Genomic DNA, 26,389 nt, shown 5'->3' with positions numbered 1-26,389 from the left:
AATGCTTGCTCCACCTCAACGATGGCGCCCGGCTGCCGCGGCGGTAAGGGACAAAGGTCCCGGAAGCCCGACGCCGGGAGGCGGCGACGGGGCACCGGTCAGGTCCTGGGCGGGTTCAGTTGCGGGAGATGAGCACGGGGCCTGTTGCGTGGTGGAGGACGGCATGGGCGTCTGATCCGACGGTTCCCTTCAGGAGGCCGTGTCCTTTGTTTCCGACGACGATGAGGGCGGCGCCGCGGGCAGCATTCAGAAGCGCCCGCGGAACCGACGAATCCCGGACCAGGTCCTGGCTCACGGCCACTGTCGGAGCCAGTGCCCGGGCTGTCGCCGTCGACTTTTCCAGGAGCCGACGGGCCGCTTCCAGGCCTCCTGCGGGTGAGTACACCGTGCCATCCTGCGGGCGGGTTACGTGGACGATCATCAGTTCCGCTCCCGTGGCCATGGCCACATCGCAGGCAAGGCGAAGCGCGCCGGCGGAACCGGCAGGATCTATCCCTACGACAACGCGCCCTTCCGGGTGCTTATCAAACCGAATCACTGCAACAGGGCATGATGCCGTGGCGGCCAGTTCCAGGCTGACTGATCCCACGAGCAGCCCCAGGAACCCACCGATTCCACGGCTGCCAAGCACCAGCATGCGGGCATCCTCAGCCATCCGCCGGAGATGCCCTGCGGGCAGCCCGTAGACGAGGGTGTCCAGGACCGTGGTCCCGGGTGCCGCGGACTGGGCCTCAGCCCTGCCCTCTTCCAGGATGGCTTCCGCCTGATGCTGCAGGCCGCTGCCCGCCACGCCCTTGACCGGGCCGAGATCGTGGGTCAGGAGCGGCCACAGTGAGCAGTGGACCACCTGCAGTTCACTGTCCAGGAGGGCTGCATGCCGGGCGGCCCAGCGGACAGCAAGGGCCGCCTGCTGCGAGCCGTCGTAGCCAACCACTATGCGGTCAGGCGCCGGCATGGCTGGACCCGGCCTGACCGCCCCCGTCCGCAGAGCGCTGCCCGGAAGTACCGGACAGCGCGGCGGGCAGGTCAGTCCCGTGCGACACCAGGACAGGGCATGCCGCATGCTCGGCCACCGTCGCGCTGACCCCGCCCGGGAGCAAACCTTCAAATCCTCCGCGGCCGCGGCTGCCCACCACGACCATCTGTGCGGTCCTGCTTTCTTCGACCAGTTTCCTGGCCGCAGTGCCCTCGGAGGTGACCATTTCGAGATCGGCGGGAGGGGCGCCGTCGAACGCCGTGGCTACCGCGGCGGCGCAAACCTTCAGGGCCTCCTCTTCGGGGTTCCACAGGACGGGAGTGAAGGTTCCGACGGCGATCCGGAACTGCCAGCAGGTGACGGCCCGGATGCGGGCCCTGAGCAGCGGCGCCAACGTGCCGGCCAAGCGCAGGGCGGTGATGGACGGAGGGGTTCCGTCCACGCCCACCACTATGGCGGGCAGCTCACTGCTTCGTTCCATGGTCTCCCTCTGTGTCCTGGCCGACCACCAGCACCGGACAATGCGCCTGGGCTGCACAGACGGCGCTGACCGAACCCATGAGCTGGCCCAGCAGGCCGCCGCGGCCCCGCCGGCCGACCACGAGCATTTGCGCGTTCCGGCTTTCCTCCACCAGGACCTTGGCCGGTGCTCCCACCTTGACGTCGGCGGTGAGGTGTTCAGGGCGTTCCTGGCCGAATGCCCTCTCGATAGCCTGCTCCATATTGCGGCGCGCAATCGCCTCAAGCTCTGCCGGGGTATCGAGGTCGCCTCCCGGGGGCAGATGCTCCGGAAGGTAGAAGTCGGACAAGCCCAGGCACGTGACTACATGCAAAGGGGCGGCCAGTGCCGAGGACAGCTGCCCGGCCAGGCGCAGAGCCGCGGGGGAGTATTCCGAACCGTCAATTCCAACAAGGATGCGTCTGCTGTCGCTCATGGGAGTACCTTCCTCCACCAGCCGGCCGTGTGCCTAGGGCCGAAGGTCACGCACTGCCGGCAGTTCAGCCCGCCCGTTCTGCCCGGCGTTTCCGGCTTACCGCAGCAGCACGGCGGCGCCGGTGAAACGGTCCCGGGAAAGGTCCAGCAATGCCTGGTCCGCCTTGGTCCACGGGTAGGGGACGGTGGTGGGGCGGAGGGGGATCTTTCCGGCCAGCGCCAGGAAGTCCTGGCCGTCGGACCTGGTGTTGGCGGTAACACTGCGGAGGTGGCGCTCCTGGAAGAGGTCCTTTTGGTAATCGAGCGCCGGGATGTCACTCAGGTGGATTCCGGCAACGGCGAGGGTGCCGCCGCGGTCCAGTGCCCTCAGCGCCACCGGCACCAGATCGCCCACGGGTGCGAAGAGGATCGCCGCGTCCAGCGGATCAGGCGGCTCGGCTTCAGCGGGCCCGGCGAACGTGGCGCCCAGGTCAAGGGCCAGTTGCTGCGCAGCGGCCGACCGTGTCATGACGTAGACCCTTGCGCCTTCGTAGAGTGCCATCTGCGCAGTCAGGTGGGCCGAACCGCCAAAACCGTAGATCCCCAGCCGGCCACCCGGCGGGAGCCCGGAGCACCGGAGTGCCCGGTACCCGATGATCCCTGCACACAGCAAAGGGGCGGCCTTTTCATCGGTGAACACGTCAGGCAGCGGGTAGGCGTAGTCCTGGTGCGCGGTCATCAGTTCCGCATAGCCGCCGTCGGTATCCCAGCCGTTGAACGTGGGGCTGAGACAGAGATTCTCTGAACCGCGCAGGCAGAACCGGCACGTCCCGCACGTGCGGGCGAGCCACGCTGCTCCTACCCGCTCGCCGAGACGGAACCGGGAGCTGCCCGGTCCCAGGCCCACGACGTCGGCAACCACTTCGTGCCCGGGGATCCTCCGGGCGCCGCGGGGACGGAGATCGCCCTCGGCGAGGTGCAGATCCGTGCGGCAGACGCCACACGCACGGACGGAGAGCAGGACCTCACCCGGCCCGGGCGACGGGTCAGGCCGCTCGCCCAGGCGCAGGGGCCCGGTTGCTATGGGCCCCGGTTCCTCCACCCACCACGCCTTCACAAAGGGTCATTCCAGTCCGGCGCGGGTGGCCTCATCCACGGAACTGCCCCAGGTCAGCGGAGCGGCAAGCCTGAAGCGCCGTCCACTCACTTCTTCCGGCACAATGCGGAGGAAATGATCCTTGCGGCCCGTCTCCCACGGAAACAGCAACTGCCCCACAGAGGCCAGGACTTCAGGACTCCGGCTCAGCGCGGTGGCTTGCCCCTTCACAACGACACTCCAGGCGACGCCGCCGTCCGTGTCGGCAGAATCGGTTTCAAAGGCCACCATCCGGCCCACTGCGGACGAAAGTTTCGTGCCGGCGCCGGTTCTGAACACCAGCGTTTCATGGTCAACCTTGTAGTTGATCGGGAAAATCTCGGGGTGGTCATGCACCCACACAGCAAGCCGGCCAACGGAACCGCCGCGGAGCAGCTTCCAGCATTCGTCCGTTGGCAGCGTGGCGGTCTCAGGCGTGGAGGGATCAGTAGTCATGCCCGAAGCCTAGGGCGGGCCGCCCCGGCGAAGTAGGGCACAAAGACCCGCACGTTTACCACCAGGCCATGAAGATTGGCCTGGGCAGGGGTAGGCTCATGTCAACTGCTGCAGCCGGTTGACCCTGATTTCCACATTTCCCAAAGGTGGTTTCGGTGAGCGAACCCATCCGGCAGTCCGCGGACGGTACACCGCCGGCCGGCAGCACCCGCCTGGACGAACTCCTGACCGGCTTTGCCGGTCTCGCGGGGGAACCCGTGGGCGTTCAGCAGAGGATGCAGGGTCTTCTGAACGCCGTGGTAGCACTCGCCGAAGACCTTAGCCTGGAAGCGGTTCTGCACAGGGTAGTCAGTTCGGCCTGCCAACTTGTTGAGGCCGAGTACGGAGCGCTGGGGGTCATTGGCAGTGACCGGGCGCTGAGCCACTTCATCACCGTGGGCATAGATGAGGATCTCGCCCGCAGGATCGGACCGCTTCCCACCGGCCACGGCGTTCTGGGCCTCCTGATCCGTGACCCCAAACCGCTCCGGCTCCATGACCTCAGCCAGCATCCGGACGCCTATGGGTTCCCGCAGCACCATCCGCCCATGAAGTCTTTCCTCGGTGTGCCGATCCGGGTGCGGGATGTGGTGTTCGGCAACCTGTACCTGACCCAAAAGAAGGGCGGCGGCGACTTCACGGACGAGGACGAGGACCTCGCGGAGGCACTTGCGGCAGCCGCCGGTGTTGCGATTGAAAACGCCGGGCTGTACGACGACGCCCGGCGCAGGGCCGCCTGGCTTCAGGCGTGCATGGACGTGACCGGCAGGATGATGGGCGACGAGGATGCGGGCGCAGGACCGCATGACGGCCTGGACATGATCGCCGCCAGGGCGCTGCAGGAATCCAACTCCGCACTGGCCCTCATCCTTGTTCCGGAAGACACGTCGAAGCTGTTCCGCGTCGCGGGAGCAGCGGGACAACATGCCACAGAGTGGCTGGGGCGGCTCCCCGAGTTTGAAACAGAGGACATCAACACAGTTTTCGCTACCGGCCGGGCCGCTGTGATCGGGAATGCTTCGAGGGCCCTCAGCGACGGGCCGACGCCCAAGGACGGCCTGATGCTGGTGATCGCCCTCGGCGCCCGGGGCACGCACTACGGGGTCTTGGTCCTGATACGGGAACACGTCGCGGGGACGTTCAGTAAGACGGATGTGGAAATGGGCACGGTCTTCGGCTCGCACGTTGCCCTGGCCCTTGAACTGGCGCGCGCCCACCGCATGCGTGAGCAGCTCGCGGTGTTCACCGACCGCGACCGGATCGCCCGTGACCTGCACGACCTCGTGATTCAACGCCTCTTCGCAGTGGGGCTCAGCATCCAGAGCCTCCGCCGGGTCATTACCAGTGACGCCGGAGCGCGGACGCTCCAGAACGTGACGGCGGAGCTTGACGAGACAATCCGGGAGCTGCGCAACACCATTTACTCCCTGAATGATTCTGCCGTAGAAAAGGAGCTCCTCAGCAGCCGCGTGCTGCAGGCGGTCCGTAACGCGGCGCGGTCCCTTCGATTCGTTCCCCGGCTGACCCTGACCGGGCCGATTGACGCGATCAGGGACGAGGAAACAGCATCCAACATCCTGGCCGTGGTCACGGAAGGTCTCAGCAATGCCGTCCGCCACTCCGGAGCCGACGCCATTCGGGTGGCAGTTTCCGTGGACGAAGGATGTGTCAGCGTCCTGGTCAAGGACAACGGCGAAGGATTCACCGTTCCATCGCCCGGGAACGGACTGACGAACCTGCAGCACAGGGCCGAAAAGCTGGGCGGCACCTTCGACGTTTCGAGTTCACCGGACACAGGAACAGAGCTGACCTGGCGGGCTCCTGTGTTTTAGGCTTGGCTCCCGTGCTTTACGTGCAGTTCCTACTGGTCATGGTGCGGCTTTCCGCGGTGCTGGGCCGCATGGACTGCCGCCTGGGTCCGCCGTTCAAAGCCCAGCTTCGCCAGAAGTGACGAGACGTAGTTCTTGACGGTCTTTTCCGCAAGCAGCATGTGCTCGCCGATCTGGCGGTTTGTCAGGCCCTCGCCAATCAGCTCCAGCACCCTTCGCTCCTGCCGGGTGAGCACTTCGATCCATGGATCCACCCGTTCCGGCTCGGCCAGTCCCTGGATAATCCTGGCTTTCAGGTCGGCATCAAACAGCGACTCTCCGTTGGCAGCGCGGCGAATTGCCCCGATCAGGTCGGAACCGCCTATTTCCTTGAGGACGTACCCCGAGGCGCCGGCCAGCACGGCGCCGCGCAGGGCCTGTTCGTCGTCGTAGCTGGTGAGGATCAGGCAGTTGATCGTTTCGTCGACGGAATGGACATCGCGGCAGACTTCAATCCCGGTCCCGTCAGGCAGCCGCGCGTCAAGAACGGCCACGTCGGGGCGCAGCGCTGGAATCCGGCGGGTCGCTTCGGCGGCAGAGCCGGACATGCCTACTACCACAAAGCCTTCGCTTTCCAGCAGGTCCTGGAGGCCGCGCCGTACCAGTTCGTGGTCGTCGAGGATGAAGACCCGGATGCCGCCGCGTGGTTCAACATGGTGTTCCGATGCTGCTGCAGCGATCATCATGGTCCTTTCTGCCGCCGGGTCCCCACCCGCAACGAGGCGCCGGTCCCGCGTCTGATTCATTCTGTAGGACGGCGGGTACGCTCACAAGGGCCCAAGGACCCGGGAACGCAGCAGGGCTGAGGGTGACAGCGCGTCCATGTGACCTTTGGCCCTACTTGACATGGCCACTGCGGGCTAAGGCTGGAAGGGACTCAGTGCACGGCAGGGGGTGCGGGGCCACGCTGTTTCATCGACGGGGAGGACTCCCATGAAGGCTCGTTCCATCACCATGCTTGTTCTCGGCATCCTGCTCTCCATGCTGGGGGTGGGCCTTCTGTCCGGCGGTATAGGTGCATCGTGGGTCAACGCGCTCCAGAACGACGGCGGCTACCTCACCTCCCCGAGGGAGCGGTTCGCCGTCGATTCATCCGCCATTGTCTCCGCCCGGGCGGACGGAATACGCGGCGACACCTACCCCGGACCCCTGCCTTTCGACGTGGGCAGCATCCGGATCGGGGCGGAATCCGCCAACCCGGACAAGGACGTATTTATCGGCATCGGACCAAGGCAGGACGTTGACCGCTACCTGTCCGGATCGAACTACTCCGAATTGCGGGAAGTGGAATTCCGGCCTTTCCGTACTGAATACCGGGAGGTGCAGGGGACAGCCCAGCTGTCAGCTCCCGCAGGCCAGACGTTCTGGGCGGCATCGGCGGCGGGCAGCGGCGAACAGAACCTTGACTGGAAAATCGAAGCAGGAGACTGGTCCGTGGTGGTCATGAATGCCGACGCCAGTCCGGGAATTTCGGCAGATCTTCAGGCCGGGTTCCGGTCCGAGCTGTTCGGTCCCATCGCTGCAGGCCTGCTGGCAGCGGGAGCCATCCTGCTGCTTCTCGGTGTGCCGCTCCTGATCTTCGGCGCGCAAGGGCTGGGGCGCCACACCGCCACACCGTCGCCTTCCGTTCCTGTGGCCCGGCCAGGTTCCGCAACACCCTCCGCACCGTCCGGCACAGCGCCGTTGGCGGTCCCCGGCCAGCCCGCCGCGGCCCGGGATGTCCAGGCCGCTGCCGATCTGCGGCCCTACCCTTCACGGCTTCGCGGCGACCTGGACCCGGTGCTGTCCAGGGGGATGTGGCTGGTGAAGTGGTTCCTGGCCATCCCGCACTTCGTGGTGCTGGTCTTCCTCTGGTTCGCGTTCGTTGTGGTCACCATCATTGCCTGGTTCGCCATCCTCTTTACGGCCCGCTATCCCCGCGCGCTCTTCGACTTCAACGTGGGAGTCCTCCGGTGGGGCTGGCGCGTGTCCTTCTACGCCTATGCCGCGCTGGGAACGGACAGATACCCGCCCTTCACGCTGGCCAGGACGGACTACCCCGCAGATTTTGAAGTGGAGTACCCCGAGCGGCTGTCCCGCGGGCTCGTGCTGGTCAAGGGGTGGCTGCTGGCGCTGCCGCACCTGATCATCATCGGGGCACTGACCGGGGCCAGCACGATCCGCTGGACCGACCCCCAGAACCCCGGGATCAGGTACGAGACGGCCACCGGGTTCTCCCTGTTCGGCTTCCTCGTGCTGGTAGCGGGCGTGATCCTGCTGTTCAGCGGCCGGTACCAGCGCCCGCTGTTCGACCTGATCATGGGCTTCAACCGCTGGATCTACCGGGTCACCACCTACGTGGCGCTCATGCGCGACGAATATCCGCCGTTCCGCCTCGATCAAGGGGCCCGGGACGTGGGAGAGCCGCACCACGACGCCAGCGTCGGTGCAGGCGTGCCGGGCACGCCGGCGGTGCCGGCTGAGTCCTCCCCGCCGCCCGCGGGCCCCGTGCCTCCGCAGGGTCCGCCGCCGTCGGATCCTACAACGCGCGCTTAAGGCTTCGCCGCAGCAGCAGGGCGCCTGTAGGTCTGAAGGCCCCTAGCTGCGGATTACGCACAGCCTTAGGGTCATAACTATGAACCCGACTCTCCTCAGGACGGCGATTGTGCGATTCCCCGTGGTGGCGGCCACCGTGGGGGTGGGGGCAGTCGTCTCGGTGCTGCTGGCAGTGGGGGAGGATCCGGCGGCCCGGTGGACTGCAAGCGCCTATGCGGTCCTCATTGCGGTTATCCGGTCCGGGTCCATGTTCAAGGCATTGCTCGGGGGCCGGTGGGGCATCGACCTGTTGGCCGTGACGGCCATCGGCGCCACGGTGGCCGTCGGCGAATATGTTGCGGCCCTGATCATCGTGCTTATGCTCGCAGGGGGTGAAGCCCTCGAAGACATCGCCCAGGGCCGGGCAACCCGTGAGCTACGGTCCTTGCTTGAGCGCACTCCCCAGACCGCCCACCGGGAAGTGAACGGCGGTCCGCCCGAAGACATCCCCGCTGAAGCGGTCCGTCCCGGTGACGTGCTCCTGATCAAACCTTCGGAAGTGGTGCCCGTGGACGGGGTGCTGCTCACCGGGACCGGCAGCTTCGATGAATCCATGCTGACAGGGGAGAGCCTGCCGGTGGAGCACGCGGCAGGCGACATGCTGCTCAGCGGATCGGTCAACGGTGATAACGCCGTGAAGATGACAGCGACAGCCACGGCGAAGGACTCGCAGTACAGCCAGATCGTCGCCCTGGTGCAGGAGGCAGCAGCAAGCCGCCCGCCAGTGGTCCGGCTCGCCGACAGGTACGCCGTCCCTTTCACCTTCCTGGCCTTCGCACTGGCCGGAGCGGGCTGGTATTTCAGCCAGGACCCGGCCCGGTTCGCCCAGGTCCTGGTGGTGGCAACACCCTGCCCGCTGCTCATTGCAGCCCCGGTGGCGTTCCTTGCCGGCACCAGCCGTGCGGCACGTTCGGGCATCATCATCAAAAACGGCGGCACCCTTGAACAGCTCGCCCGGGTGCGGACGGCCGTCTTCGACAAAACCGGCACGCTCACGCACGGCCGGCCAACATTGCACGGCATCAGGTTGCCCAAGGCGGCCGGCCCGCCAGTCAGTGAGGACCGGCTGCTGCAGCTCGCTGCGTCGGCAGAGCAGTATTCGTCCCACGTGCTCGCATCATCGGTCATTGCCGCCGCCCGGCAGCGCGGCCTCGAACTCCTGCCCGGCAGCGACGCGAATGAACACGCCACACAGGGAGTCACCGCTACCTGCGGGAACCACAGGGTGGTGGTGGGAAAACCCGGCTTCGTCCGATCGGTCACCACAGGTTTTGAGGAGGCCGGCCTTGCCGGCGGACAACTGGCGGTTTACGTGGGTGTGGACGGTCACTTTGGGGGAGCGCTGATCATGAGCGACCCCCTGCGGGGTAATGCGGTGGACACGCTGGCCGGGCTTCGGCGCCTTGGCGTGCGGGAAACCCTCCTGCTCACCGGCGACGCCCTTCCCACGGCAGAACAAATCGCGCTGCAGGCCGGGATCAGCCAGGTCCAGGCAGGCTGCCTGCCCGGTGACAAGGTTTCCATCGTGGCAGGACTGCAGAAACGTCCCGTCATGATGGTGGGCGACGGCGTCAACGACGCTCCGGTCCTGGCCGCCGCAGAGATCGGCATCGCGATGGGGGCCAGAGGATCAACCGCTGCGAGTGAGTCGGCGGACGTGGTCATCATGCTCGACGATCTGTCCAAAGCGGCGCTGGCCGTGGACATCGGTCAGCGCACCATTCGGATTGCCCTGGCGAGCATCTGGACGGGCATCCTGCTCAGCATCGGACTCATGATTGCAGCTGTCTTCGGCTACATCCCCGCCGTGGCGGGCGCACTCCTCCAGGAGGTGGTTGACCTCGCCACGATCCTCAACGCGCTGCGCGCTCTCCGCAGCGGCAGGAGGGAAACCACGACGGCGGTGGGCGGCACTCCGGCAAGGGTCGGCGCCGTGAGGTGAACCGCCGTCGTCGGCCGCTATCAGGGCTGCCCGGAGTCCAGCGGCGGCCACCAACGCGACGGCGGATTGATCACGAAGCGCCGGCCGGTGACCTCGGAGGGGGTCACCCGCACCAGATGATCCTTGCTTCCGGACTCCCACGGTGAGAGCCCGGCATCGGCAGCCTCCTGGAAACTCTCCTGCGAATCCACGACCGCAGCGGTGCCTTTGACCACCACACTCCAGGCAATGGTCCCGTATTTATTGAAGCCGTCTGCCTCCAACGCGATGGCACTGCCGGCGAGCACCGCGTCCAGCTTCCTTCCCGATGCGGTACGGAACACCACCGTGCCGTTATCGGGAACGTAGTTCACCGGGAAGATTTCCGGCTCGCCGCCGGTAACCACCGCAACCCTGCAGACCGACGCGGCCCGGAGGTATTTCCAGCAGTCATGAACGGAGAGGACTTCTGTCTCAGGTCCCGAAGTGTGGCTTTGCATGCTCGCAGGCTACTACATCCGGTGCTAGCCGCGGTGGATTGGGGTTATCACCGTGGGGCACGGCAAATGCGTCAGAACCGCGTGCGCTGTGGACCCGAGCAGCAGCCGTCTGAAGCCGCCACGTCCTCGGCTCCCTACCACCAGCAGACTGGCTCCCTCGGCGGCCTTCACCAGCGCAGCAGCCGGCTCCATCACGGTATCCAGGACCTTGTGCACCACCAGATCCGGGTAATCCTCGCGGAGGCCCGAGACTGTTTCGGCCAGCACCATCTGCTCCTCGTCCTCAATGCGCTGGGACAGCGTCTGGGTCAGGGCGCCACTGTCGACCCATTTGTCGGGTTGCCAGACGGCATAAACCACCGTCAGCTCCTCGCCTTCCCGGTCCGCCTCTGCGGCAGCGAACGCAACGGCCTGGGTAGCCTCTTCGGACCCGTCAACGCCGACCACAACACCCTTCCGGCCTTCGGCGTCATGGACGCCGATGACAGCCACCGGACACTTGGCAGCCGCCGCCACCTGCAAGGCCCGGTCCCGCAACGAACCGCCAAGATGCGGAGCGCCGGAGCCAACCACCAGCATGGATACCTGAGTGGAGTATTTCCGGAGCGAGCCCGAGATCCCGCCCTCCAGGACTTTGGTGGTCACCTCAACCGGAAGGCCGTCCCGCACGCGTGCGGCAGCTTTCTCCACCAGGCGTTCGCCCTCCTCCACCAGCTCACCGGTCCACGGGATGGGTTCGGCCACCCAGCGGTCGTCAACGACGTAAAGGATGGTCAGCGGCAGGCCGGCCTTGGCAGCCCGTCTGGCAGCCCACTCCACGGCGGCCTGGCTTTGCGGGGAGTCGTTGGTGGCGACAGCGATCGGCTTGGACGTTCTCACGGCTGGTCTTCCTTCTTCTTTTTGTCGGGGCTATGGACAACTAAAACGGGGCAGTGCGCATGCGCAACACAGGCTGAGCTGACAGAGCCCAGCAGCAGGCCGCCGAATCCTCCGTGACCCCGCCTGCCTACAACGATCATGTCTGCGTGGCGGCTCGCGTCGATGAGGGAGTCCCGGGGATGGCCCCGGACAACACGCGGGACGACGTTCGGCGGAATGTTGTCGCCGAAGGCCTGTTCCAGGGCTTCGTTGAGGACGATCCCGACGCGTTCCTCGAAGCGGTCGATTCCCATGGTTACGTACCCGGCGTAAACCTGCGGCTCGTCCCAGTAGGCGGTGGCCAGCACCTTGGCCCCGATGGGAGCAGCCAGCGCCTGGGCCTGCCGCAGCGCCTCCACGGACGCCTCCGAGCCGTCTACCCCCACCACGAATCTGGCGCTCTCTGAGTCCTCCATGGCTGTTCCCTTCGGTACGTGGCTGCTTTAACTCCAGCCTGCGTCCTCGGACAACGGGTCTGTAGGGCCGAAAGTCACCTAGAAACTCGAGGAGCTGCCTGAGCCCGAGAAGCTTCCGCCGCTGCTGCCGTAGCCCGTGGTTGCACCGCCGCCCCGGGCAGAATTGACGCTGCCGACGCCGGTGTTGAGGCCGGTGTTGAAGGCAGGGACCGAAAAGAAGTAGTAGGACGGGTAGACCGTGCCGAGGATGCTGGGTTCATACGTCCTCCGATGCTGCCGGTCTGTGCCTTCCTGCGCATCCTCCATCTCCTTGCGCATGAGGTTTGCTTCACGGTCCGTCTTGGCAAAGCCCTCGATCACGGTTTCTGCATGGTTCTTCAGGAGTACTGACAGGTGGCTCCGGGCATCGCGCAGCCGGTCGAGGGCCGATTCCGGGGTGATGGTTCCGTCTGCTAGTTCTGCGGTCCAGCGTTCGATGTTGCGCAGGCTCTCGTCACGGAAGGACCTGAGCGCTGCGGCGGTAGCGGAGCCGCTTTGCCCGTGGCGTTTGCTGAGCAGCTGCTCCACGCCTGCCAGGTCGTTGCGGAAGGGCGCCAGTTGCCGGTCCCAGGCGGTGGGCCAGGTGGTGAACTTGTTGAGGAGGGCGTTGCTGTCGGCAATAACGTCGTCCAAGGCGTCCAGTTCCGCGGCCGCGTCCGCGTACTCCCGCACGAGCTTGAGATTCGGCCTGCGGCCCAGTTCCTTCGGCGTCAGGGCATGGACACGGTTGGAGAGCCCGGTGGCGGCGTTGTAACGGTTGAGGAAGGTGCGGTGCTTCTCCAGGACACTGCTGCCGTAGCGGGAGGCCTCCGGAATGGTGCCGGCGTTCAGTTCTGTGACGTCCAGGTCCGTGCTCACATTGGCATAGCTCCGGTCGCCGCGCTCCAGCTCCTTCCGGGCCGTTGATCTGGTGACAGCCCGTACCAGCATCAAGGCGCCGGCACCGAGAACAGCGGCCCCGCCGGTCACCCACGCTGTTATCAGGAAGGCGGCAGACCGGTACCAGGGCTGGTTGATCAGTTCGGCGCCGCGCCGGATTCCGGCGATGGTTCCATCCGTCCATTGGGCGTCCCGGAGTAGGTCCTTTGCGGCGTTCTGGATGTCATCCCGCTGTTCCAGCGAAACCTTCCGGTCCTCACCCATGTACGTGCCCACATGCCGGCCCACAGGATCGAGCGCGAAGATGAACAACCCGTCAGCCCATTTCTGCCCGTCGGGGCTGATCCAGTCCGGGTGTTCCGTGCGGGCGAACCTGAGGACCTCTTCGTTAAGGTTGTCCGTGGTGCTGCCGTTGTAGGTGTAGACGGCCACTTTCGTGGGCTCATGGAACTCGATCCCGGCGATGGCCGGCACCAGCGTGTTGCGGTCCAGAACTCCCGCCCGGTCCTCGATGACGACGTCCGTGGGGGTGACGGCACGCGGCAGGGCTGCTGCGCCGCCGCCGAGCAACACGGCCAGCACCAGCATCAGCAGCAGCCTGACCGTCCTGATCATCAGGTCACCGGCCACACAACCCGTGTCTGCCATTTCAACGGATCGGGCTCCGTGTCGGGGCCGTTCAGATAGAACTCCCACATGGTATCTGACGGGTTCTTTCCAGCCTCCCTGATGCTGTCCTGGATGGCCGTGTACGTCTCTTCCAGCCGGTCGTAGGGGCCGGTATGCAGAGCCTCGAAGGCATCAATATCGGGAAGCGTGCCCGCGACCACGGTTCCGGCGTCGGACAGAGCGCCGGAGACCGGAAAGCCGGCTTCAACGTCCACCGTATCCGTCGGCATTCCGCGGTACAGGGCGAACGGCGGTCCGGTGAGTTGGACATTCTGCCTCTGCGCTTCCTGGACCACAGTCCCGAATGCCCGGCCGAAGAATTCAGTCAGGGCATTCATTGCGACGTTTTCGCGAAGGACGGCAGTTGGCTGTTCGGTGCAGTGGACAAGCGTTGGTTTCGGAGCCGGTGCATTCATACGGACCAGAATCCACCACGGAAGGGATTCCTTACAGGGCCGAAAGGCACACCGCTCCGGCCCATCACCGCCTTGCCGGGCCTTCCAGGGGGATTACATCAATGCGGGCCTTTTGGCCGTCCGCCGGGCCGATCACCAGCAGGACATTCTGTGCGGTGACGCTGCCGAGCGCTGCAACCACCCGCTCCGCGAGCTCAGGTTCCGGGACGGCACCGGCCGGTTGTGCGGTACCGGCGGCGTCCGTCCTTTTCCACACGGCGACGCGGGCACCGGTGGCCGTGTGGATGGCCCTGGACAGCGGCGCCGGGTCGGAGGCTGTCACCAGCGTGACGTGATCAATGGTGCGTTCCCTGGCCGGGGAAGCCGCTGCCAGGAGCGCGCGTTCCCGCCGCCACAGGCCGAAGTGGTAGGCGGCCACGAGGCCGGCCGCAACCAGGAGACCCAGCGGCGCGCGGGTACGGTCCAGGAGGCTGCCCCCGGTTACCTCGCCCAGGAGGAACTCGAAGAGCCTGTAGCCAATGACGAGGAGGGCGATCAGAGCCACGACGGCACTGATGCCGAAGAAGGCTATGAGGTAGACACGCCTGCCTGGCGCAATGGTGTCCGCGGTCTGCGGCGGCCTCGTTGGCCTCCATGCCCGCCACCAGACCGGGCCGCCCACAGCCAGGGAGCTGAGGCCTCCCAGCAGGAGCGTCCGTGTGCCGCCGCCCGCGAGGGGTGAAACCGCCATGGCAAGCGAAGCATTGATTACCACCCCGATGCCGGACGCAGCCGCTGCCAGGGCAACCCCGGATGTCACCAGCCGGCCTGCACGCCGGCTGGCAACTGACCGTTCAGCCCCGCTGACGCGGTGATAGCGCCACACCAGGGCACCGACCGCGGCTGCGGCGATGGCCGGACCCAGCGGGGACAGCAGTTCGTTCATCGGCTCAGCCCGGTCGAACGCTGTTCTCAGGAGCACAAAAATGACGACGCCGGCCCCGCCGAGTGCGGTGATGCCCGCTGCGAAGATGCCCACGGCGATCAGCGCCACATCCACCAGGGCGGTGTCCAGTTTCCGGCCGCCGCCCCGGTGCCAGTGCCACCACCACACGAGGCTTCCGCCAACAGCCCAGACCAGCGCCCGGAGCACGGCCTGCCACCAGGTGTCGCCTCCCGGCGTCAGGCTGATGTAGCCCCGGATCGCGACGTCGAGCAGACCGCCCAGGGCCGTGATGGCGGCAACAGCGCCCACCACCAGCCCGAAGACCGAACCGATGACTGCCGGGAGATCGTGGAGAGTGCCCGGGCCTTTGAGGGGGTGCCGCCACATCCAACGGTGCCAGATAAAGATGCCGGCCCACACAAGCCCGTTCGACAGGGGCGAATACCACCGCTGTTCGGGCTGGCCGATGAAGGACGCGGCCAGCCCGAGGAAGGCAGTGGCAGAGGTGATCAGGGAGACTGCATAGACGGCGGACAGGTACAGGCCCCACCCCACGGAGCTGCGCTCCGCGCCGTCGTCGAGCCTCTTCCAGACAACCCACCACAGGAGGGCGGCGAGCGGCCCCCCGATCAGCGTGAAGGCAAGGGAGCGGGCCAGGCCTGCCACGTCCGTTGACGCCAGCTCGGCGCCGGTGCTGAAGAGGCGTTCCAGGAGCCCGCTGAGACCCGATGCTGCGATCACCACCAGGGCGAACAGCAGGGCGTAGAGGATCAGTCGCCGGAGCGTGAGCTGGGCGGAACCAACCGGCGGCACTGTTGTCCGGATGCCGGAACTCATGGCTTCACGGGCGTTCCGGTGCACGACATAAGCTGGTACGGTGCCCGGTCAACCAGCCACCTGCCATCTGTCTTCACCAGGGAGAAACGATCCTCCGTCTCGTACTCGGACGGCCCGAACGGGCTACCCGACCCTGAGTTGACCACGGAGACCTTCACCAGCGCCGTGTTGTCCCGTTCCGTGGCAGAGATCAAAACCACGCGCGTGGGCAGCGGCCCGCTGTCATGGAACCCGGTGCACAGGGACTTGGCCGATGCCGTGAGGTAGGACGTGGCTGTTGCCGTATCGCCGTCGACGACGGCTGTGCTGTACCGCTGGACCACACCCTGGGGTGTGGTTTCATCAAGCGACTCCGGCTCCCCGCGGGTGAAAACGACTGCCAGGGCGACGACCACCAACAGTGCAATCGCGGACAGGATGGCGATCAGAATCCGGTCGGGTTTTCCCCTGGCAGCACTCATGCCGTCAGTATGGCCTACCAGCCATCTTTTGTATCGGTCCTTAGGCCCTGAGCCGGTCAGTTTTTCGCGTTCGAACTGCTGCGGGGCAGAGCCGAACATCGCGCGGGCGGACAGGGGTTCCTAATCGCCCAGGAGTGCGTCGAGGGTAGTGAAGCCGTAACCGGCGGCGCTGACTTGTTCGATGATCCCCGGGAGTGCATCGGCGTCCAGGGTGCTGCCGTCGTCGGGGTTTGAGCCGATGTGCATCAGGACGATTTCACCGGGCTGGAGATTGGCAAGGACCCGATCCGCGACCGTTTGAGTGGTGGTTCCCCCGCTGGTTCCCTTCCACCCCAGGGTGTCCACCGTCCATCGGACCGGGACGTAGCCCAGGCCGTTCACGGCTGCTATGGTCCGGGCATCCCGTTCGCCGTAGGGAAAGCGGAAGAAAGGGCGTGGATCCGCGCCCAGCTCTGCAAGGGCCTGTTCGGCTCCTAAAACCTGTTGGGCGATGAGTGCATCGGACAGGCCCGTGAATCCGGGGTGTGTCATGGAGTGGTTGGCCACGCGGTGTCCGGCCGACATGATCTGTCTGACCTGGTCCGGATTCGAGACAGCCCAGTTTCCGGTCAGGAAGAAGGTCCCGGCCACGTCCCTGGCGGCCAGGGCCGTCAGTATTTTCGGCAGCCCCGCCGCGTTTGCTCCGGCGTCAAACGTCAGGGCCACCACATTCCCGGCGCCCGGGACCACCGTTAGGTCCCGGTCCCGCAGAGCCGGCGGGAACGGGTCACCCGGCAGCGGGGAAGTTGCCTCAGGCACTGTCGGCCCGGGGAGCGGGGGGACAATGACGGGAGGCTGGACCGGAGTCTGGCCCGCTTCCGGAGTGTCAGTGCCCGCCGGGGGTGGCGGCGGCAGAGGCGGTGCAGCGGATGTCGCCGCCGCGGTGGAGGAGTTCGGGCCCGGTGCGCTGGCGGAATTCGTGCCTGGTGCGGAGGACGCACCGTCGGGCGGAACCGCCGGGGGCGGCGCACTGCCGGGCCGGACAGCGAGCATCACTGCGAGCACCACCGCAACGACGACCAGGACAAGCGCCGCCGCGACGGCGGCCACCCGTCGTCGCGCGCTACCTCCAGCTGCCGTCGACACAGCCTCATCATGAGGCGCAGGACGGCCAAGTGGCAGGGGCTTTGGTCCTCCACATCAACACCCGGCACCGGCGTTTCCGGCGGAAGGCAGGCCCTTCGGCCCTGATGCCGGGACTGCCCCGCGCTCTACCCTCAGGAGATGAACACCACCACTCCGAGCCCGTCCCCTGAGGGCTTTGACGCCGGCACCCGGCGGCTCGCCCCTGACGCCTGCTGGGAATTGCTGGCCGAAAGCGTCGTTGGACGGCTGGCTGTCATCGTGGAGCAGCGGCCGAAGATCTTTCCCATCAACTACGTTCTGGACGGGAAAAGTGTGGTTTTCCGTACCGCGGCAGGAACGGCATTCTGGGGAAGCGTCGGACAGGACATCGCTATTGAAGCTGACGGGTACCAGGCCGACTCCCAGTCCGCCTGGAGTGTCGTTGTGAGCGGCCAGGCCCATGTGATCGTCGAGCCGGAACAGATTGCTGCGGTGGACGCCCTTGGGCTGGAACCCTGGCAATCGGGTGAAAAGCACAATTACATCAGGCTGACGCCCGGGTCGGTGACCGGACGCCGGTTCCACACAACCCGCCCCGGCGTCTGGCATCCACCGGAGTTCGATCCCGCCACGTCGTCATTTCAGTAACGGTGGTGGCGTCGCTCCAGGCGGACGGCATACCCGGCGGACACCACGCGTGCTACTCGGCAGATGGCCGCTTTCGCTGCTGCTTGGTTGCTGACCGCTTTTGTTTTGCTGCGAGGTGCCGGCGCTTTGACCCGCGGGTGGGTTTAGTTGCCCGCCGGTTGGGGGCATCGGGAGCCAGGCCGGCAGCCACAAGGCCGGCGAGCTTGGCCAGGGCGATCTCCCGGTTCCGCAGCTGGGAGCGCTGTTCGGAAGCAGTCACGGTGATCACGCCGGCGATGAGGCGCCTCTCGAGGCGCGTCAGCAGCCGCATCCGCTGGACGTCGGAAAGCGCCGCGGACTCCGCAACGTTCCAGGAGAGCTCGGCCCGGCTGTCCGTTGTGTTGACGTGCTGGCCGCCGGGACCGGACGAGCGCGAGAACCGCCAGCCGAGTTCCGACGACGGGATGGTCAGCGCGGGCGACACCTCCAGATCCATGGAACCAGCGTTGCATTAAATCCGCGATGTCCCAGCCTCCCGTATAGTGCCGCGGCCCCGGACTAGCATCGTCTCGGGTGGACCGAAGAGCCTGGCTGACGTGGAGGGAAGGAAATCATGCCGATGTGGTTGCAGGCTCTGATGTGGGGGACGGTGGCCGGCGGGGCCCTGGTTCTTGGGTCCGGGATCGCCTGGTTATGGAAAATCCCGCCAAAGCTCGTGTCAACGGTGATGGCGTTCGGGGCTGGCGTGCTGATCTCGGCGTTGGCCTTTGAACTGGTTGATGAAGCTGTGGAGGGCGGCGGTCTGCTGCCCACGGTGGTGGGCTTCCTGGCCGGCGCCCTGATCTTTGTGTGCTCCAATGTCCTGCTTGCCCGCGCCGGAGCAAAGCACCGGAAACGGTCGGGGGAGAAGCAGCCTTCGGAGCAGGATGCGCCCGGCAGCGGCACGGCCATAGCGATCGGTGCCCTGATCGACGGGATCCCCGAATCGGTGGTTCTCGGACTGGGACTTGTGGCGTCAGGGACGGTCAGTCCGGCCATGCTCGCCGCCGTCTTTATTTCGAACGTTCCCGAGGGTTTGTCCAGCACAGCCGGGATGAAGAAGGCCGGCAGGGGTCCGGCATATGTTTTCGGCACGTGGACCGGCATCGCCGTCTTCTGCGGGCTGGCATCCCTGCTCGGCTTCGCAGCCCTGGAGAATGCGCCCGTTGAACTGATTGCGTTCATCACGGCCGTCGCCGCGGGCGGAATTCTCGCCATGCTGGCAGACACCATGATCCCGGAGGCCTTCGAAGAGCATCACAACCTGACCGGGTTTACGGCCGCCGTCGGCTTCCTGACCGCATTTACGATCCACCATGTGGGCGGTTGACGCCACCGACGTGCAGACTGGTGTGATGGATGATGCTGACCACGTGACAACGCAACACTCAACGGTGGATGACTGGACGCGGGCACTGGCGGAGTCCACCGGCTCGCCGGGCGGCGGGGCCGGAACGGGGGTGATGCTGGCCATCGCCGCATCCCTGGCCTCGATGGTTGCCGGCTACACCGAAACCGACGATCACCTTCGTTCGGAGCTCGCCGGAATCCATTCACGGGCGCGCGCGCTCCGAAAGGCCGCGCTGCGGCTGGCCGACGAGGACTCCTCCGCATCGCAGGCCTTCGGTGCCGCATTTCGGCTGGAGCCGGGAGCAGAACGCGATGCCGCCGTCCACCAGGCATCCGTCGATGCGGCCAAGGCGTCCGCCGTGCTGGGCGACCGGGCCATCGATGCCATAGCGGACCTGGGCTGGCTGGCCACGCATGGCAATCCGGCGCTGGTTGCCGACGTTGTTGTGGCCCTCGGCGCCCTCAGGGCAGCGGTCTCCGGGGCGCGAACCAACGTAAGCTTCGACCTCGCTGCGCTCACCAAGGCCGGCGCTGACCTCGGACAGGTCCGCGAGGAGCATCCGGCCCTGTGGGCAACGGTGGAGCGCCTCACCACGGCACTTGACCAGGTCGATCAGCTCACTGCCGCGATTGACCACAGGGCCGCTCCGACGGAAAACGCCTAGTTCCCGCCGGAAAAACTCCTCGAAGAATTTCTGTGCATATGCATCCAAATCCTGCACTGCGCCGGTAGTAGGGGTGTAAGCAAAAAATGCCCGCGGGGCGGGCCGATGAAGGAGAAGGACATGCGCAGAAGCATTTTCACAGCAGGAGCAGGCGCAGCGGCAATTGCGGCAGCAATCGCTTTCGCCGGCCCGGCCCAGGCCGCCGAGGGGGACGCCCAGCTTTCCGTGCTGCACGGCGTGCCCGGGTTAACGGTGGATGTCTGGGTCAACGGTGACCGCACGCTCGATGATTTCACTCCGGGTTCGCTGGCAGGCCCACTGGCGCTGCCGCCTGGTGCCTATGAACTCGCCATCACCGCTTCGGATGCCGCTGATGCTTCGGCCCCGGCCATCGGGCCCGTGACCGTGAACCTGGCCGCGAACGGCAACTACACCGCCGTCGCCAACCTCGATGCGGCAGGCAAACCCACTGCCAACCTGTTCACCAATGACGTATCCCGGATCGAGGCGGGCAAGGGCAAGCTGACTGTCCGGCACACCGCCGCGGCTCCCGCCGTGGACGTGCTCGCCGGAGGCGCGGCCGTGGTGTCCAACCTGGCCAACCCCAGCGAACAGACCCTGACCCTTGATCCGGGAACCATCTCGGCTGCCGTGGCTGCAACCGGCACCACCACCCCGGTGATCGGCCCGGCTGATGTGACAGTCGCCGAGGGCACGCACACCGTCGTCTACGCCTGGGGCAGCCTGGCGGACAACAACCTCCAGCTGGCTGTGCAGACCATCGAAGGCCTGCACTCGGCACCAGGTTCTGTCCCGGGGGCCCGTGACGGCTCAGCGGATAGCGGACTTGCAGCCACTGGCATCGACGGCGGTGTTTCCGCCGGATTGGTGGTGGTGACCGTCGGATTTGCTGCCCTGGCCCTGGTCCTGCTCTTTGGCAGCATCGGCATGATGCGCACCATCGCCGCCCTTCGGGCAGGGGAACCCCTGGAGCCCGGCCGTCGGGCGTGAAACGCGGGTAGCCCGGCCACCGGTGCAGCCGGTGGCCGGGCACCTTTTCATTTGCAAGGTGCAGTCACATTCGCGGAAGGGGCGGGTCATGACACCACGCACGACGACGGCAGGCGGGTCCCGCCGTCGCACACCCGTTCCGTGGCGGGCCGGCCTCGCCGCAGCCGCTGCGGCGCTGCTCCTGACAGCGTGCGGCCCTGCCGGTCCGCCCGCGCAGGTGGCACCGTCGGCCGCGGCCGCCGGCCCGGCTACCGCCGACGCCGCAGCCACCCCGGCGGAAACCCGGGCACCGGCCCCTCAAGCCGCCATCCCGGTACGGCCGGCCACGCCGCCGGCACCCGCAGCGGCCGTTCCCGTTCCCACGTCCCTGACCGTGGCGGGAACGTCCATCAACATGACGGTGATCCCGGTGGGCGTGGCAGCGGCCACGGCGATGGAACTACCGGAGGCTTTCGACCAGGCCGGCTGGTACCGGTTCGGCGCGGCCCCGGGAGCGGCAGCCGGGACAGCGGTCATCGCCGGGCACATCGACACCACGTCCGACAGGGCACCGTTGTCGCAGTTGAAGACGTTGGCGGCAGGGACTGCCATCGAGGTGGGGCGGCAGGATGCATCGTCCCTGACCTATCGGGTGGTTTCCGTGGACCTGATGTCCAAGGACAGTTTTGACGGTGATTCCCTCTTCCGACGCGCCGGTCCGCATGAGCTGAAAGTGGTGACCTGCGGAGGAAGATGGCTGGACGAACGAATGGACTACAGCGACAATGTGATTGTCACCGCGGTCCTTGAGTGAACGGCGACCAGCCGTGATTCTCGCCACCGATGCCGGGAAGGAGTCAAGCTTGGCACTTCCTGACCCTTCGCCTTCCGGGTGGGATGACGGGCTGACCTCCTCCTTCGTCGCTGGCGACGAGCGTGCCCTGGCAGCGGCCTACCGCGAGTTTGCTCCGCTGGTGCACACGCTGGCCCTGCGCTCCCTGCGGGACCGTTCAACGGCCGACGACGTCACCCAGGAAGTTTTCATCAGGGTCTGGCGGTCCCGGAGTACCTTCAACCCCCAGATGGCACGGCTTCCCGCCTGGATCGTGGGCATCACCCGGAACGCCATTTCGGACGCTCAATCGGCCTCGACGCGGGAGTTCCGCAAGGTCCTGGCGGTGGCCGGGGTCCAAGGACCGGCCGAGGCAGACCCGGGGCTGGAAACAGCCGAGGTTCTGGCGGACAGGCTGCTCCTGGACGGAGAACTGGACAGGCTCGGCGAACCCCAGGGCTCCATTATGAAGCTCGCCTTCTTCGAAGACCTGACGCATGAGCAGATCTCCCGGAAACTTGAACTTCCGCTTGGTACCGTCAAGAGCCATATCCGCCGCAGCTTGTCGCACTTGAGAAACAGATTGGAGGTAGACCATGCCGCATCTTGATCCGGACCGGTTGAGCCTCCTCGCGCTGTACGACGACTGGCTCGATGAGGACGGCAGGGAACACCTGGGCAGCTGCAGTGTCTGCTCGGAAGATTACGCGGCACTGCGCCGCGCGGTGTCCGCCGTGAAGACGACGCCGGACGCCAGCTCCCTTGAAGCACCCGGCCCGCACGTGTGGGCCGGCATCCACCGGGAACTTGGCCTCTCCACGGCAGTGCAGGAAGACCCGCTGGCCACCGTGCGGGATGCTCCAGGGACCAGGCCACAACCGGGAGCCGGGCCACAACCGCAGCCAGCGCAGCAACCGGGAGCCGCGCAGGAGCCTGGCGTTGCGCCGGTGCACGAAAGAGCGCCGGATCAGCCTGTTTCCCTTGATGCCAGGCGCCGGACGGCCGCCTGGTGGCAGCGTCCCGGCACCTGGCTGGCCGCCGCCGCAGCGGCAACGGTGCTCGTTGCTGGAGCAACCGTGTGGAGCCTGAACCAGGCCACCACACCGCTGGCCCAGGCCGAACTGACACCGCTGGCCCAGCACTCTGCCACCGGCTCCGCGAAGGTGGTCGAGGCAGCGGACGGCTCCCGCACGCTGGAAGTGAAGCTGAGCAAGGACGAAGCGCAGGGTTACCAGGAAGTCTGGCTGATCGCCCCGGACCTCTCACGGCTGGTCAGCCTGGGCGTGATGAATTCGGATTCGGGCACCTTCGCGGTGCCCGCCGGGCTGGAACTTGCCGACTTCCCCATCGTGGACGTCTCGGACGAGCCCGTGGACGGCAATCCGGCGCACTCAAGCGTCAGCATCGTCAGGGGCACGCTCAATACCTGAAATGCGCGGCCGCATCGTTACTCCATGCTTCGGAGCGTGAAGCCGCGTTGCCTTGCGCGTCGGGAAGAACATGACACAACATTTTGACCTCACCCCGCAGCGCCTGCGCCACGTCCTGGGCCACTTTGCCTCCGGCCTGACTGTGATCACGGCAGCAACGGACAACGGTCCGGCGGGCTTCACGTGCCAGTCCTTCTCCTCCCTCTCCCTTGATCCGGCCCTGGTCACCTTCAGCCCCGCCCGCAGCTCGAGCACGTGGCCGCAGCTCCGCCGGGCCGGACGCTTCACGGTGAACATCCTGCCCGCCGGGCACCAGCATCTGGCCGCCCGGTTTGCCCGTTCCGGAACCGACAAGTTTGCCGGCGTCGATTACTGCTCCTCGCCGCTGGGCAACCCGGTGCTGGACCAGGCGCTTGCCTGGGTGGACTGCGACCTTCATGAAGAGTACGACGGCGGCGACCACACCATCGTGGTGGGCGCGGTCCGCTCCCTTGGCGCCCGGGAGGACGCCGAGCCGCTTCTGTTCTTCAAGGGCGGTTAGTTCGAAGGTGGGCCGTCTCCCGCCACATTGCTGGAAACCGTCGCCTGACAATGCCCGGGCCGGGCTCGCCCAGGCGCCGGCCGCCTGGGCGCCGGTATTGACTCGTTCGGAAGCGGTGGGAGCATAAAAGTGTCGGAACAGCCCGCTCCACGGCGGGCCGGGAACCGGCAGGCAGAAGGTTTGTCCGATGTCAGGGTGCGGTGCGCGCGGATCGCCGGCCCGCGTGGCAGTAATGACCGTCGCAGCTGCAGCCAGCATGGTGCTGGTCGGCTGCACGTACGAAACGGAGCACGACTTCCGGGATCCCGCCGCACCCGCGTCGGCGCCCCCGGCAGGAGCCGCGCCCACTGGCCCCCGGATCTATCCGGACCGTGGCGTTGAGCCGAAGGCCGGGCTTGAACATGCCAGCCGGGAGCTGATCGATGCCGGCGCCTCCGCGGTCCTGCTCGAACTGCGTGTAGGGGCTGGGGAGCCTTGGACCCACGCCGCGGGGGTCCGCAAAGCCGGTGGGGACGCTGTCCTGGCAACGGACCCGATCCACGCCGGTGACATGACCGAATCCTTCGTTGCCGTCTCCGTGCTCAGGCTCGCGGACGAAGGCGGGCTGTCCCTCGACGAACCGGCCGGCACGTACCTGCCGGAGCTGCACAGCCTGTTCCCCGGGCGGGAGCTCCCTGCCGTGCGTGATCTGCTCCGCCACACCTCCGACATCCCCGACTACTACAGCGGCCTGCTGAATTCATCCGCACGGGAGCAGGCACTTACTCAACGGATGGGCGCTGCTGACAGACTCGCGTTGGCCGCGACGCTTCCTTGGCAGCCCTTACCCTCCCAGTGGTACGAGCACTCGAACAGCAACTACGTCGCCCTGGGCCTGATTGTTGAGCGTCTCCGCGGGAAGCCTCTCGCCGAGGTCCTGAAAGCAGATGTCACGCAGCCCTTGAACCTCAGCAGCACCCGGCTGACGGACGATGGCCCCCTCCCTGAGGACATGGTTCATGGCTATACACGCCTCGACGCCGGCCCCGCCGACACAACTTATGCCGCCCTGCACGCCGGGGCCGCGGACACCGGCCTCATCTCAACGGTGGGTGACCTCAACACGTTCTTCGGCGCACTCCTGGCGGGCCAGCTGATTAACCGGAACCTGGTGGCGGAAATGCAGGGCCCCGTCCACGCAAAGTTCGGGCTTGGGCTCTCCAAGTGGAACGACCGCTGCACCAATGGCTTCTACGTCGGCTACGTCGGCGATATTCCGGGGTACGGGACCGTTGCCATGGCCAGCGCCGACGGGCGCCGGCGGATTGCCCTGGCGGTGGCCTATGCGCCGTCGGCGTTGGTTTCCGGCACCAATGCGCTGGACGGCTACCTGGCCGGCATCGCGGAAGCTGCCCTCAATGCCAGCTGTCGCTTCGGCAGCGGCGTCTCCTTCGGGGACACCAAGTAACGCGGTCCGGCCAGGCGGTGAGGCTCTCAGGCGACCCGGGTGCGGTCTTCGGCCCGCAGCCCTGCCGCCTTCCCTTAGATGAGGCCCAGTTCGGTGAACGCGTCAACCAGTCCTTCGCGGTGCGGGGGCGCGGCCGTGCGGTCGGCCAAGGCAAGGAGTTCCGGGGAGGAGCCCTCGATGGCAATGCCCACACCCGCGAACGCAATCATTTCGAGGTCGTTCTGGCCGTCACCGACCGCAACAGTGTTTTCGCGTTCGATGCCGAAGTGTGCAATCACGGCAGCAACGCCGTCGGCCTTGCTGATACCGCGCTGGTACAGCTCGCCCGCATGGCGCCCCTCATTGGCGATTGAATTCGCGACGACCGCGATATCCGGACCGATTTCCCGGGCGATGCGCTCCATGGGCACGGGAGCCTCGAAGACCGAGACTTTGGCGAACGCGGCCGCTGCGCGGTCGGGCGTGACGCGCACGGATCCCAGGATTGCCGAGGAGCCCTTCGGCTGGCCCGCCGGGGCACGACGGAAGTGTTCTTCGATGATGGCGCGAAGCCGTGCCTCAGCCTCCGGGGCAACGTGGAGGGAGTCCTGGGCTTCAAGTACGTAGACGGCATCGTGGGCGTCGAGCGCTGCTACGGTTCGGGCTGCGAGGCCGGCAGGGAACCGGCGGTCCAGCAGCACTTCACCATCAACCTCCACGTATGCGCCGGCACTTGCCACCAGGCCGTCGAACCCGGCTCCGAGGATGGCCGCCGGCAGCATGGACACCGGACGTCCGGTGCACAGCAGGACTTTGTGTCCCGCCGCCCGCGCCGCACGGACCGCGTGCACATGGCCCTCGGGGACAATTCCGTAGTCCGCGTACGTGCCGTCGACGTCCAGGAAGACGGCCCGGATGGTTGCTGCGGAGGTTCTTGGTGTGGAGCTCATGCTCCGGGATTCTACAGGGGCGGGGGGATAGGCTGCCGTCCCCCTGCTCCGCTACGGCCAGGCTGATTCCTGATGTGGCGCCACCTGAGTGGCGTTCCGGTTGGATGCGTAACCGGCCAGCTACGATGAGGTGGCTGCCGGCCTCGAACCCGGCTGCAAGGCTCGAGAGCAAGGAACGCTGTTATGGCACAGACATACTTCGACGTGGTTGTCCGCTACCAGGTGAAGCCTGAAGAAACGGAAACCGTTCTCCGCCTGCTGGGCGAGATGGCCGCAGCCACCCGGACGGAAGAGGCAAATCTTTCGTATGAGTACTTTCAAAGCGTTGAAGACCCCACCCACATCGTGATCCTCGAGCGCTACACCGATGCCGCCGGCTTTGCGGCCCACCGTGAATACGACCATGTCCGCAGCATCGGCGCAGAGCAGATCATCCCGCGCCTGGCACGCCGCACCATCCAGACCTTCGAAGGCACAGCGGAGGCCTGATTCC

29 protein-coding genes are annotated in these 26,389 nt (G+C 66.5%); 13 read left to right on the top strand and 16 right to left on the bottom strand.

Annotation, left to right across the window (positions count from 1 at the left end):
- Positions 1-115 precede the first annotated feature (115 nt).
- The 5 genes from GUV69_RS04255 to GUV69_RS04235 all read right to left on the bottom strand — a co-directional run bounded on the left by GUV69_RS04255 (position 116) and on the right by GUV69_RS04235 (position 3,480).
- Positions 116-955, bottom strand: a complete 840-nt coding sequence (locus GUV69_RS04255) for a universal stress protein (RefSeq protein ID WP_164200035.1) — start codon at positions 953-955, stop codon at positions 116-118.
- Positions 942-1,457, bottom strand: a complete 516-nt coding sequence (locus GUV69_RS04250) for a universal stress protein (protein ID WP_164200033.1) — start codon at positions 1,455-1,457, stop codon at positions 942-944. Before GUV69_RS04250 ends, GUV69_RS04255 begins: the two co-directional genes overlap by 14 nt.
- On the bottom strand, positions 1,441-1,911 hold the full coding sequence (locus GUV69_RS04245) for a universal stress protein (protein WP_164200031.1): 471 nt from the start codon (positions 1,909-1,911) through the stop codon (positions 1,441-1,443). The genes GUV69_RS04250 and GUV69_RS04245 overlap by 17 nt, the downstream gene beginning before the upstream one ends.
- 96 nt (positions 1,912-2,007) lie before the next feature.
- The gene (locus GUV69_RS04240) at positions 2,008-3,006 is read right to left on the bottom strand and encodes a zinc-dependent alcohol dehydrogenase family protein (protein ID WP_164200029.1); all 999 of its coding nucleotides are present in this window, start codon (positions 3,004-3,006) and stop codon (positions 2,008-2,010) included.
- Positions 3,007-3,012: 6 nt separating this feature from the next.
- Positions 3,013-3,480: a pyridoxamine 5'-phosphate oxidase family protein gene (locus GUV69_RS04235; RefSeq protein WP_164200027.1), complete on the bottom strand. Its 468-nt coding sequence runs from the start codon at positions 3,478-3,480 to the stop codon at positions 3,013-3,015.
- A 155-nt stretch (positions 3,481-3,635) separates the two neighbouring features.
- Here GUV69_RS04235 and GUV69_RS04230 point away from each other — a divergent pair, with 155 nt between their 5' ends.
- Positions 3,636-5,351 (top strand): sensor histidine kinase, encoded by a 1,716-nt coding sequence (locus GUV69_RS04230; RefSeq protein WP_348272241.1) that lies wholly within the window; start codon positions 3,636-3,638, stop codon positions 5,349-5,351.
- A 29-nt stretch (positions 5,352-5,380) separates the two neighbouring features.
- On the opposite strand, the gene GUV69_RS04225 is transcribed toward GUV69_RS04230, so the two are convergent.
- Positions 5,381-6,073, bottom strand: a complete 693-nt coding sequence (locus tag GUV69_RS04225; protein ID WP_280113735.1) for a response regulator — start codon at positions 6,071-6,073, stop codon at positions 5,381-5,383.
- Positions 6,074-6,320: 247 nt separating this feature from the next.
- On the opposite strand from GUV69_RS04225, the gene GUV69_RS04220 reads away from it, so the two are divergent.
- Positions 6,321-7,922 carry a DUF4389 domain-containing protein gene (locus tag GUV69_RS04220; RefSeq protein WP_244292605.1) on the top strand — a complete coding sequence of 534 codons (1,602 nt, stop codon included), beginning with the start codon at positions 6,321-6,323 and terminating at the stop codon, positions 7,920-7,922.
- Between the two features lie 79 nt (positions 7,923-8,001).
- On the top strand, positions 8,002-9,903 hold the full coding sequence (locus GUV69_RS04215) for a heavy metal translocating P-type ATPase (protein WP_164200025.1): 1,902 nt from the start codon (positions 8,002-8,004) through the stop codon (positions 9,901-9,903).
- A 20-nt stretch (positions 9,904-9,923) separates the two neighbouring features.
- On the opposite strand, the gene GUV69_RS04210 is transcribed toward GUV69_RS04215, so the two are convergent.
- From GUV69_RS04210 to GUV69_RS23405, 8 genes are all read right to left on the bottom strand, one after another.
- Positions 9,924-10,382 carry a pyridoxamine 5'-phosphate oxidase family protein gene (locus GUV69_RS04210; RefSeq protein WP_164200023.1) on the bottom strand — a complete coding sequence of 153 codons (459 nt, stop codon included), beginning with the start codon at positions 10,380-10,382 and terminating at the stop codon, positions 9,924-9,926.
- A 24-nt stretch (positions 10,383-10,406) separates the two neighbouring features.
- Entirely contained in the window at positions 10,407-11,261 is an 855-nt protein-coding gene (locus GUV69_RS04205) for a universal stress protein (protein WP_164200021.1), read from the bottom strand.
- The gene (locus GUV69_RS04200; protein WP_164200019.1) at positions 11,258-11,716 is read right to left on the bottom strand and encodes a universal stress protein; all 459 of its coding nucleotides are present in this window, start codon (positions 11,714-11,716) and stop codon (positions 11,258-11,260) included. Before GUV69_RS04200 ends, GUV69_RS04205 begins: the two co-directional genes overlap by 4 nt.
- Positions 11,717-11,794: 78 nt before the next feature.
- Positions 11,795-13,249 (bottom strand): DUF5129 domain-containing protein, encoded by a 1,455-nt coding sequence (locus GUV69_RS04195; RefSeq protein WP_164206213.1) that lies wholly within the window; start codon positions 13,247-13,249, stop codon positions 11,795-11,797.
- Positions 13,249-13,719: a GyrI-like domain-containing protein gene (locus GUV69_RS04190; RefSeq protein WP_164200017.1), complete on the bottom strand. Its 471-nt coding sequence runs from the start codon at positions 13,717-13,719 to the stop codon at positions 13,249-13,251. Before GUV69_RS04190 ends, GUV69_RS04195 begins: the two co-directional genes overlap by 1 nt.
- Before the next feature lie 64 nt (positions 13,720-13,783).
- Positions 13,784-15,481: a DUF5671 domain-containing protein gene (locus GUV69_RS04185; RefSeq protein WP_164200015.1), complete on the bottom strand. Its 1,698-nt coding sequence runs from the start codon at positions 15,479-15,481 to the stop codon at positions 13,784-13,786.
- Positions 15,478-15,942, bottom strand: coding sequence for an LpqB family beta-propeller domain-containing protein (locus tag GUV69_RS04180; RefSeq protein WP_164200013.1), 465 nt, complete (start codon positions 15,940-15,942; stop codon positions 15,478-15,480). Before GUV69_RS04180 ends, GUV69_RS04185 begins: the two co-directional genes overlap by 4 nt.
- Before the next feature lie 120 nt (positions 15,943-16,062).
- Positions 16,063-17,067: a polysaccharide deacetylase family protein gene (locus GUV69_RS23405; RefSeq protein ID WP_280113734.1), complete on the bottom strand. Its 1,005-nt coding sequence runs from the start codon at positions 17,065-17,067 to the stop codon at positions 16,063-16,065.
- Between the two features lie 138 nt (positions 17,068-17,205).
- Between GUV69_RS23405 and GUV69_RS04170 the strand changes: the two genes are divergently transcribed.
- Positions 17,206-17,694 carry a pyridoxamine 5'-phosphate oxidase family protein gene (locus tag GUV69_RS04170; protein ID WP_164200011.1) on the top strand — a complete coding sequence of 163 codons (489 nt, stop codon included), beginning with the start codon at positions 17,206-17,208 and terminating at the stop codon, positions 17,692-17,694.
- 52 nt (positions 17,695-17,746) lie between these two features.
- On the opposite strand, the gene arfB is transcribed toward GUV69_RS04170, so the two are convergent.
- On the bottom strand, positions 17,747-18,169 hold the full coding sequence (gene arfB, locus GUV69_RS04165; RefSeq protein WP_164200009.1) for an alternative ribosome rescue aminoacyl-tRNA hydrolase ArfB: 423 nt from the start codon (positions 18,167-18,169) through the stop codon (positions 17,747-17,749).
- A 117-nt stretch (positions 18,170-18,286) separates the two neighbouring features.
- On the opposite strand from arfB, the gene GUV69_RS04160 reads away from it, so the two are divergent.
- From GUV69_RS04160 to GUV69_RS04125, 8 genes are all read left to right on the top strand, one after another.
- A complete protein-coding gene (locus GUV69_RS04160) occupies positions 18,287-19,042 on the top strand; it encodes a ZIP family metal transporter (RefSeq protein WP_164200007.1) in 756 nt (251 codons plus the stop codon).
- Positions 19,043-19,067: 25 nt separating this feature from the next.
- Positions 19,068-19,727, top strand: coding sequence for a cyclodeaminase/cyclohydrolase family protein (locus tag GUV69_RS04155; RefSeq protein WP_164200005.1), 660 nt, complete (start codon positions 19,068-19,070; stop codon positions 19,725-19,727).
- 120 nt (positions 19,728-19,847) lie between these two features.
- The gene (locus GUV69_RS04150; protein WP_164200003.1) at positions 19,848-20,738 is read left to right on the top strand and encodes a DUF4397 domain-containing protein; all 891 of its coding nucleotides are present in this window, start codon (positions 19,848-19,850) and stop codon (positions 20,736-20,738) included.
- 88 nt (positions 20,739-20,826) lie between these two features.
- Positions 20,827-21,531, top strand: a complete 705-nt coding sequence (locus tag GUV69_RS04145) for a class F sortase (protein ID WP_164200001.1) — start codon at positions 20,827-20,829, stop codon at positions 21,529-21,531.
- 49 nt (positions 21,532-21,580) lie between these two features.
- On the top strand, positions 21,581-22,159 hold the full coding sequence (locus tag GUV69_RS04140) for an RNA polymerase sigma factor (protein WP_223883931.1): 579 nt from the start codon (positions 21,581-21,583) through the stop codon (positions 22,157-22,159).
- The gene (locus tag GUV69_RS04135; protein ID WP_164199997.1) at positions 22,146-22,979 is read left to right on the top strand and encodes an anti-sigma factor; all 834 of its coding nucleotides are present in this window, start codon (positions 22,146-22,148) and stop codon (positions 22,977-22,979) included. The genes GUV69_RS04140 and GUV69_RS04135 overlap by 14 nt, the downstream gene beginning before the upstream one ends.
- A gap of 70 nt (positions 22,980-23,049) precedes the next feature.
- On the top strand, positions 23,050-23,520 hold the full coding sequence (locus tag GUV69_RS04130; RefSeq protein ID WP_164199995.1) for a flavin reductase family protein: 471 nt from the start codon (positions 23,050-23,052) through the stop codon (positions 23,518-23,520).
- A gap of 232 nt (positions 23,521-23,752) precedes the next feature.
- Positions 23,753-24,967, top strand: coding sequence for a serine hydrolase domain-containing protein (locus GUV69_RS04125; RefSeq protein ID WP_164199993.1), 1,215 nt, complete (start codon positions 23,753-23,755; stop codon positions 24,965-24,967).
- A 74-nt stretch (positions 24,968-25,041) separates the two neighbouring features.
- On the opposite strand, the gene GUV69_RS04120 is transcribed toward GUV69_RS04125, so the two are convergent.
- Complete coding sequence (locus tag GUV69_RS04120; RefSeq protein WP_164199991.1) at positions 25,042-25,896, bottom strand: HAD-IIB family hydrolase; 855 nt, start codon at positions 25,894-25,896, stop codon at positions 25,042-25,044.
- A 183-nt stretch (positions 25,897-26,079) separates the two neighbouring features.
- On the opposite strand from GUV69_RS04120, the gene GUV69_RS04115 reads away from it, so the two are divergent.
- A complete protein-coding gene (locus GUV69_RS04115; RefSeq protein ID WP_164199989.1) occupies positions 26,080-26,385 on the top strand; it encodes a putative quinol monooxygenase in 306 nt (101 codons plus the stop codon).
- Positions 26,386-26,389 lie beyond the last annotated feature (4 nt).

The organism is [Micrococcus luteus] ATCC 49442, assembly GCF_010367585.1.
In the GTDB taxonomy this organism is placed as follows: Bacteria; Actinomycetota; Actinomycetes; order Actinomycetales; family Micrococcaceae; genus Arthrobacter; species Arthrobacter luteus_A.
The sequence above is the reverse complement of the archived record's forward strand: the minus strand, read 5'-3'. Positions and strand labels throughout refer to the sequence as shown.

Excerpts from the sequence above, each read along its gene's own strand:
- GUV69_RS04255 (WP_164200035.1), bottom strand. The coding sequence starts at position 955 with ATGCCGGCGCCTGACCGCATAGTGGTTGGCTACGACGGCTCGCAGCAG.
- GUV69_RS04250 (WP_164200033.1), bottom strand. The coding sequence starts at position 1,457 with ATGGAACGAAGCAGTGAGCTGCCCGCCATAGTGGTGGGCGTGGACGGA.
- GUV69_RS04245 (WP_164200031.1), bottom strand. The coding sequence starts at position 1,911 with ATGAGCGACAGCAGACGCATCCTTGTTGGAATTGACGGTTCGGAATAC.
- GUV69_RS04235 (WP_164200027.1), bottom strand. The coding sequence starts at position 3,480 with ATGACTACTGATCCCTCCACGCCTGAGACCGCCACGCTGCCAACGGAC.
- GUV69_RS04225 (WP_280113735.1), bottom strand. The coding sequence starts at position 6,073 with ATGATGATCGCTGCAGCAGCATCGGAACACCATGTTGAACCACGCGGC.
- GUV69_RS04220 (WP_244292605.1), top strand. The coding sequence starts at position 6,321 with ATGAAGGCTCGTTCCATCACCATGCTTGTTCTCGGCATCCTGCTCTCC.
- GUV69_RS04215 (WP_164200025.1), top strand. The coding sequence starts at position 8,002 with ATGAACCCGACTCTCCTCAGGACGGCGATTGTGCGATTCCCCGTGGTG.
- GUV69_RS04210 (WP_164200023.1), bottom strand. The coding sequence starts at position 10,382 with ATGCAAAGCCACACTTCGGGACCTGAGACAGAAGTCCTCTCCGTTCAT.
- GUV69_RS04200 (WP_164200019.1), bottom strand. The coding sequence starts at position 11,716 with ATGGAGGACTCAGAGAGCGCCAGATTCGTGGTGGGGGTAGACGGCTCG.
- GUV69_RS04195 (WP_164206213.1), bottom strand. The coding sequence starts at position 13,249 with ATGATCAGGACGGTCAGGCTGCTGCTGATGCTGGTGCTGGCCGTGTTG.
- GUV69_RS04190 (WP_164200017.1), bottom strand. The coding sequence starts at position 13,719 with ATGAATGCACCGGCTCCGAAACCAACGCTTGTCCACTGCACCGAACAG.
- GUV69_RS04185 (WP_164200015.1), bottom strand. The coding sequence starts at position 15,481 with ATGAGTTCCGGCATCCGGACAACAGTGCCGCCGGTTGGTTCCGCCCAG.
- GUV69_RS04180 (WP_164200013.1), bottom strand. The coding sequence starts at position 15,942 with ATGAGTGCTGCCAGGGGAAAACCCGACCGGATTCTGATCGCCATCCTG.
- GUV69_RS04170 (WP_164200011.1), top strand. The coding sequence starts at position 17,206 with ATGAACACCACCACTCCGAGCCCGTCCCCTGAGGGCTTTGACGCCGGC.
- arfB (WP_164200009.1), bottom strand. The coding sequence starts at position 18,169 with ATGGATCTGGAGGTGTCGCCCGCGCTGACCATCCCGTCGTCGGAACTC.
- GUV69_RS04160 (WP_164200007.1), top strand. The coding sequence starts at position 18,287 with ATGCCGATGTGGTTGCAGGCTCTGATGTGGGGGACGGTGGCCGGCGGG.
- GUV69_RS04155 (WP_164200005.1), top strand. The coding sequence starts at position 19,068 with ATGGATGATGCTGACCACGTGACAACGCAACACTCAACGGTGGATGAC.
- GUV69_RS04150 (WP_164200003.1), top strand. The coding sequence starts at position 19,848 with ATGCGCAGAAGCATTTTCACAGCAGGAGCAGGCGCAGCGGCAATTGCG.
- GUV69_RS04145 (WP_164200001.1), top strand. The coding sequence starts at position 20,827 with ATGACACCACGCACGACGACGGCAGGCGGGTCCCGCCGTCGCACACCC.
- GUV69_RS04135 (WP_164199997.1), top strand. The coding sequence starts at position 22,146 with ATGCCGCATCTTGATCCGGACCGGTTGAGCCTCCTCGCGCTGTACGAC.
- GUV69_RS04130 (WP_164199995.1), top strand. The coding sequence starts at position 23,050 with ATGACACAACATTTTGACCTCACCCCGCAGCGCCTGCGCCACGTCCTG.
- GUV69_RS04125 (WP_164199993.1), top strand. The coding sequence starts at position 23,753 with ATGACCGTCGCAGCTGCAGCCAGCATGGTGCTGGTCGGCTGCACGTAC.
- GUV69_RS04120 (WP_164199991.1), bottom strand. The coding sequence starts at position 25,896 with ATGAGCTCCACACCAAGAACCTCCGCAGCAACCATCCGGGCCGTCTTC.
- GUV69_RS04115 (WP_164199989.1), top strand. The coding sequence starts at position 26,080 with ATGGCACAGACATACTTCGACGTGGTTGTCCGCTACCAGGTGAAGCCT.